The sequence below is a fragment of the Halorubrum sp. GN12_10-3_MGM genome (assembly GCF_005435235.1).
GTDB classification, from domain to species: domain Archaea; phylum Halobacteriota; class Halobacteria; order Halobacteriales; family Haloferacaceae; genus Halorubrum; species Halorubrum ezzemoulense.
Genome location: NZ_SGUB01000010.1, coordinates 111,780 through 117,779 on the forward strand (window position 1 = coordinate 111,780; position 6,000 = coordinate 117,779).

Annotated in this window: 6 protein-coding genes and 1 rRNA gene; 2 read left to right on the forward strand and 5 right to left on the reverse strand. The window is 65.6% G+C overall.

Annotated features, from left to right (window positions below):
• The first annotated feature begins 61 nt into the window (after positions 1 to 61).
• On the forward strand, positions 62 to 562 hold the full coding sequence (locus tag EXE47_RS09645; protein ID WP_086216557.1) for an SRPBCC family protein: 501 nt from the start codon (positions 62 to 64) through the stop codon (positions 560 to 562).
• A 38-nt stretch (positions 563 to 600) separates the two neighbouring features.
• On the opposite strand, the gene EXE47_RS09650 is transcribed toward EXE47_RS09645, so the two are convergent.
• Both EXE47_RS09650 and EXE47_RS09655 read right to left on the reverse strand, forming a co-directional pair.
• Positions 601 to 2,178 (reverse strand): HAMP domain-containing sensor histidine kinase, encoded by a 1,578-nt coding sequence (locus EXE47_RS09650; RefSeq protein ID WP_049929310.1) that lies wholly within the window; start codon positions 2,176 to 2,178, stop codon positions 601 to 603.
• Between the two features lie 63 nt (positions 2,179 to 2,241).
• Entirely contained in the window at positions 2,242 to 3,126 is an 885-nt protein-coding gene (locus tag EXE47_RS09655; RefSeq protein WP_086219116.1) for a DMT family transporter, read from the reverse strand.
• Positions 3,127 to 3,265: 139 nt separating this feature from the next.
• Here EXE47_RS09655 and EXE47_RS09660 point away from each other — a divergent pair, with 139 nt between their 5' ends.
• Entirely contained in the window at positions 3,266 to 3,568 is a 303-nt protein-coding gene (locus EXE47_RS09660) for a hypothetical protein (RefSeq protein WP_049929308.1), read from the forward strand.
• A 27-nt stretch (positions 3,569 to 3,595) separates the two neighbouring features.
• On the opposite strand, the gene EXE47_RS09665 is transcribed toward EXE47_RS09660, so the two are convergent.
• From EXE47_RS09665 to rrf, 3 genes are all read right to left on the reverse strand, one after another.
• A complete protein-coding gene (locus EXE47_RS09665; protein ID WP_049930068.1) occupies positions 3,596 to 4,267 on the reverse strand; it encodes a hypothetical protein in 672 nt (223 codons plus the stop codon).
• Between the two features lie 463 nt (positions 4,268 to 4,730).
• Positions 4,731 to 5,828 (reverse strand): IS630 family transposase, encoded by a 1,098-nt coding sequence (locus EXE47_RS09670; protein WP_137703857.1) that lies wholly within the window; start codon positions 5,826 to 5,828, stop codon positions 4,731 to 4,733.
• A gap of 85 nt (positions 5,829 to 5,913) precedes the next feature.
• Positions 5,914 to 6,000 (reverse strand): 5S ribosomal RNA (rrf, locus tag EXE47_RS09675); the annotation flags it as partial.

Sequence of the window (6,000 nt, forward strand, 5' to 3'; positions counted from 1 at the left end):
GCGAGTTTCGGTCGCGGCCCGCCGTGGACGGCTTTTTGTCCGACCGCACCGTACCGGACGTATGCCGACGTACAGGCGGACGATTCGGGTGCCCGCTCCGGTCGAAGACGTGTGGGCGTTCCACTCCACGGTCGACGGACTGCGCGAACTCACCCCCGACTGGATGCGCCTCCGCATCGACGGCGTGGAGGGACCGGACGGCGAGTCCGATCCGGGGGTTCTCGTCGCCGGATCGGCGATCGAGATGTCGGTCCGACCGTTCGGAGCGGGCCCGCGTCAGCGGTGGACCTCGCGCATCGTCGAGCGCGACCCCGACGGGGAGACCCCGCCCGAGCGCTCCGCGCGGTTCGTCGACGAGATGGAGGACGGACCGTTCCGACGGTGGCAGCACACCCACGCGTTCTACGCCGACGGGGACGAGACCCTGCTCGTCGATACGGTCGCGTATCGACTGCCGCTCGGCCCGCTCGGCGACTTCGTCGGACCCGCGGCGAAAATCGGGTTCGAGGGCATGTTCCGAGACCGTCACCGGCGCACCGTCGACCGGTTCTCCGACGCATAACGGCGTCACGGAGCCGCCGCCGACACCGAGCGAATCCGCTACGCCGACGCGACCTGCGTCGCGCTCGCGCCGAACGTGAGCTCGAAGACCGCGCCGTCGTCGTTTCGGGCCTCGATGTCCCACTCGTGGGCCTCCACGATCCGGTCGACGATCGCCAGCCCGATCCCTGAGCTGTCGGCGGACGAGACGCCGGAGTCGAAGACCGTGTCGGCGAGTTCGACCGGTATCCCCGGACCGTCGTCCGCGACGTACATCCCGCGGCGGCCGTCCTCCGTGGTGAGCGGGCCGATCTCTATCGCCACATCCCGGCCCGCGTGATCGATCGCGTTCCGGAAGAGATTCTCCAGCGCCTGCCGGAGTCGTCCCGGGTCGGCCTCGACCTGACCGACCTCATCCGCGATAGTGAGCGTCGCCTCGGGCGACCGGACGGACGCCCACGCGTCTTTCGCGACGGCCTCGATCGGAACCGACTCCGTCTCGCCGATCGCCTCCCCGCGCCGCGCGAGCATGAGCAGATCGTCGATCAGCGTTTCCATGCGGTCGACCGCGCCGCTCATGGCATCGTATCGCGACGGCGTCAGCTCGTCCTCGGAGAGCGACAGGTACCCCGAGAGCACGTTTAGCGGATTCCGGAGATCGTGTGAGACGACCGCACTGAACTGCTCGAGCTGTTCCGCCTGTCGGCGGAGCGCCGCCCGACGGTCGTTGCGCGCGATCGTGTGCGCGACCAGATCCCCGAGAGTACGGTACAGGTCGACCTCGTCGTCGGTCCACGTCCGGTAGTCGTCGGACTCGAAAGCGACGATTCCGCTCAGCTCCCAGTCGACGACGAGCGGTACGTGAACCGTCGCCGGCGGACCCGCCTCGTCAGTGTCAGCGGTCGAGACGTCTTCACCGCGCGGAGGAGCCGCCCCCCGAGCGACGTTGCCGAACGTCGACAGCTGGTCGGGGTCTGGGAAGTCATCGAACCGCCTCGGGGCGGGGTCGAAGCCGTCGGGACACCAGCTGTACGCCGGCACGAACTGCCCGTCCTCCTCTCGGTAACAGATTATCCGGTCGAGCTCGGCGTGCTCGCCGACGTTCTCCATCGTCCACTCGATCTTCGTTCCGACCTCGTCGGTGCGGGTGCTCATCAGCGTCGTCCCGGCGTCGAGCAAGACCTCAGAGAGGCGAGCGACATCGTCGGTTCCGAGCTGGACGCGGTCGGGCTCTAACAGTCCCGCGAGGCGTTCGGCGAGCGACCGGACGGCGTCGCTCTCGTCGGGGGACAGCGCCCAGTCGTCGACGGTGACCACGTCGTCGACGCCGGCCGCCAGCAGGGCGCGGATCGTCTCCGTCGTCGCGTCCTCGACGAGCGCGATCACCGGCACGTTCGACGGGAGCGCCGCGAGCCGCTCCGTTACCGCGTCGTCGGCCGCCGCCGCGGCGGTGACGACGACACCGCAGGTGTCGTTCAGCGGGCCCTCGTCGTCGCGTTCCTCACCCAGATCGGCCGGGGCGAACGTCCGAACCGTCGGTCCGTCGGGCCCCTTCCAAGCGGCGTCGACCGCGCGCGTTACGCGGTCGCTCGCGCGGGCATTGTCTCCTACAAACGCGACGACCGTTCGCCGGTCCATATCTTAATCAACCGGCCAGACGGTTTCAACGTTTACCCCAAAATATCGACGCTGAAAACGCTGTCACCGGTCAGCGGCCGCCGTGACGTATATCCCCAAGAGAACGACGCACCCGCCGACGACCGTCGCCGGCGTCGGAGTCTCCGACAGGAACGCGACGGCGAGCAGCGTCGCCCCGACCGGTTCGCCGAGCAGCGAGACGGAGACGACGCTCGACTCGAGGTGTGCGAGCGCCCAGTTGAGAACGGTGTGGCCGAGTAGCCCCGGACCGGCCGCGAGGCCGACGAACAGGAGCCATTCCCGAGGCGGGTATCCCGTAAGCGGATGTCCCGCCGCGAGGACGAACGAGAGCAAGACGAGCACGCAGACGCCGTACACGACCGTGACGTAGGGGACGAGCGAGATGCGTTGCCGCAGCGACCGCCCGGCCAACACGTAGCCCGCGGCGGCGACCGCCCCGGTCAACGCCAGCGCGTTTCCGTACAGCGGACGGGGGCCGACCGCCACGCCGCTGAGGAAGTCACCGAACGACATCGACACCATCCCGCCCACCGCGACGGCGATACCCGCCGCCATGCGGCGGGTAACGCGCTCGCGCAACAGCAGCCAGGCGCCGAGCGCGACGAACACCGGTTGCGCCTGAACGAGGGTCACACTCGCGGCGACGCTCGTCCACCGGAGGCTCTCGAACCACGCCGCGAAGTGAACCGCGAGCGCGACCCCGGACAGGGCCGCGAACGCGAGATCGCGGGGCCGGATCCGCGCGAGATCCGCTCGATACCGCCACGCAGCGACCGCCCCCAGTGGCACCGTCGTGAACAACACCCGATAGAAGGCGGCGACCGAACTCGGCGCCTCGCTCAGACGGACGAGGATGGCGCCCGCGCTCACGGCTGCGACCGCCGTCGCCAGCGCCGCCTTGGGTGACACCGCCGGGTTCGAGGTCATCGGGTTCCACGACGCTTCGAACGGCGACTGCTTACGGCTTTCGAGAGCCGATCGACCGACGCGACGCAGATACTCCCGTGATCCTCGGTCAGCGACCGACGCCGACGGTGATTTCACTCCGCGACGCGAACCGGCACACATGTGTGCGGACACGTTCGGCGTCGGCATCCGCGTCACCGAAACGGAACTGCGCGTCGTCGTCGGTGTTCCATCAGATATCGACGCCGGATGGACCGACCCAGAGGCGTTCCAGTCGCTCATCGCGGAGGCCGTGTGGGAGCGGCTCGACCGACAAGCGACGCTGGAGGCCGTCGCCGCGCGGTACGACACGGGCGAGACCGCATCGCTCGGGAGCGTGACGCTGGAGCCGAACGGGACTGTGGTGAATGCCGACCTCGAACGCGTCGCGGAGGCGGACGCTCGGGACGGATCAAAAGAGTAGCGCGTCTACTGCGGTACGACCCCACCTTCAGTCGTCTGAGACGCCCGTCGCGATCGCCGCACCGAGCGCCCACGTCCGTTTCGGCCGGTACGCGGTGAGATCGTACCGGGTCGGGCCGACGGTGTCTCCCCACGTTTCGAGCGCGCCGAGCGTGACCATCCCCGACAGCGTCGCCCCCAGCGTTCGCGGCGTCGTCTCCGGGTCCGCCAGCGCGGCGTGTACCTGCTTCGACTGCGGGTAGTTTCGGTCGCACGTCTCGATGCCGCGTTTGGCCTCCACCCAGTGGCGACGGACGTACCCGAACGTCGTGGGATCCTCGCGGGAGAGCCGCTCGACCGCCGTCACCGCCTCCGCGTCGGGCCCGACGACGACATCGGCGCGGGCGCCGACTCGTGACAGCAACTCCACGGGGATCTCGAACGAGCACCCCATCGAAATCCGACCCACTCTCCCCACAAACCGCTCGAGGAGACGGTCCACGAACGCGACTGCCGAGTCGACGCCTTCCCGGGCGGCGACGGGCGCGAGGTCGTCGACCACCACATCGATCGCGCCATCGGGGACGCCGTCGAAGTGGTCGGCGACGGCGTCGAAAACCCGTTCGCTTTCCACGGTCCGGCCGAGGACCGTGTAAGCGAGGCCGTTGTTCGGTACGACCTGCGTCGACGCGGCGGTCCCGCTCCGAGCGATATCGTTCACGTCCACTACCGCCTCTCTGTCGGGCGGTCTCGCTCGCGCTCGATCCCAGCCGCTCCGCCACCTTTCCACGTCGGTCCCAAACAGGACGGACACGACACGGTCCGAGTCCACTCCGTCGCGAACCGACGGCTGCTCGCCACAGAACAGCCGTACCGTGCCGTTCGGTCCGCCCATTACACTTGGGTTCAGCGACAGAACTGATAAACTTACTGACGAAACTATTAGTACTGATAGGACTCGCGCCGAGACGATCACTGTCCGCGCATTCGGTGCGGCGGGCCGACGACCCGCTGCTGTCGATCGGATACCGGTACGAAGCGACCTCTCGCGCTGTCCGGCAGGTGATATCGGCGGTTTCTCGGACTGATCCGGAGCTGTCGCTGTGGAGCGTTTAAGCCTAGCGGTCGCGCGTCAGCGCCCTCGCCGCTCGCTATACATCAAAAAAGCCCACGGACATTAATGATCAAGATAACTTCTGAACGCTAAGAAACTTCTCACACCACTTTCTGGCGTAGCTGACTCGCTGTGTCACTTGTTCAAATACGTCTTTGACGAGTTCGTGAAATTCGTCCTCGTCGTCGACGATGATCGGCGACATCGTCCATTTCAGCTGTTTCCAGACTTGCTCGATTGGGTTGAGATGCGGCGAACCTGATGGAAGGAAGATCAGGTCGATCCCTAGTTGATGTGCGCGCTTGCGCGTGTATTCACAGATGTGCGATCCGTGCTTATCTAAGACGAGCAGAATCCGCTGTCCCGGATTCTGCTCGCGGACCGTCTCTAAGACGCTACAGATCTTCTCTTTCTCTTCTGTTTCGGTCCAGCGAACCAGGCTTACTCCGTTCAATGCGTAGAATCCAACCGCCGAATCTTCGGTCTTGACTAGCTGCCGTTCAACGTGCGGATCATCGACGTACCACACCCGCCGCGAATTATCGTACGGCTGGGGGTGTGAGGCATCGAAAAAACCGACGACCGTACCGCCGTCTGTACAAACATCGTCGTCGACAATCCATCCGTCTTCTTCGTCACCCTTCTCCTTGTTATGGGGTTCGTCGTCAGTCTCGTCGAGCGCGTCAGCGACGCGCTCGTCGAGGACTTCCTCGGGATTCTCCGGCCTATTCGGCCGTTTCGGCCGGGGTTTCGCGTACGACAACCCAAGATCTCGGAGAAACTTCCCGAGGTAATCTGGGTGGTACTCGACACCGAACTCCTCAGCCAGAAGGTGCTGTATCTCCTGTGATTTCCATGGCTGCCCCTCTTGGAGAAGTTCAAGCAGTTCTTCTTGTTCGTTCTCAGCAAGTTTCGGGGGCCGACCGCCCCCGAAACTCGGCATCAATTCATCGACTCCGCCTTCGTTCCACGCATTCGCCCATCGGCGGCCGGTCGCTGCCGACCGAGCTTCCCGGTCGGCAGCTTCCGCAATCGTGTCGCCTTGGTAGAGATTCTTCACGAACCCGAGACGCCGAATCCTGTGCTTATCTTCGGCGTCACGGAGAAGCTCGTCGAGCTTCTCCTCCGAAAGGTGACGCTTGATCTCTTTGCGTCGATTGCTTCCCATTACCAGCACATCGAGTCCACCCCACAAAAGATTTCTCACTCATTAACGTCCGTGGGCTGGGTGGGAGTATTCTCCCGGATGAGTGGGCAGGCGGCGACCCGTGGTTCCCAGAGGATCGCTCACTCCAGTACTTCACGGTACGCTGGTGGGCTTAACTTCCGTGTTCGGAATG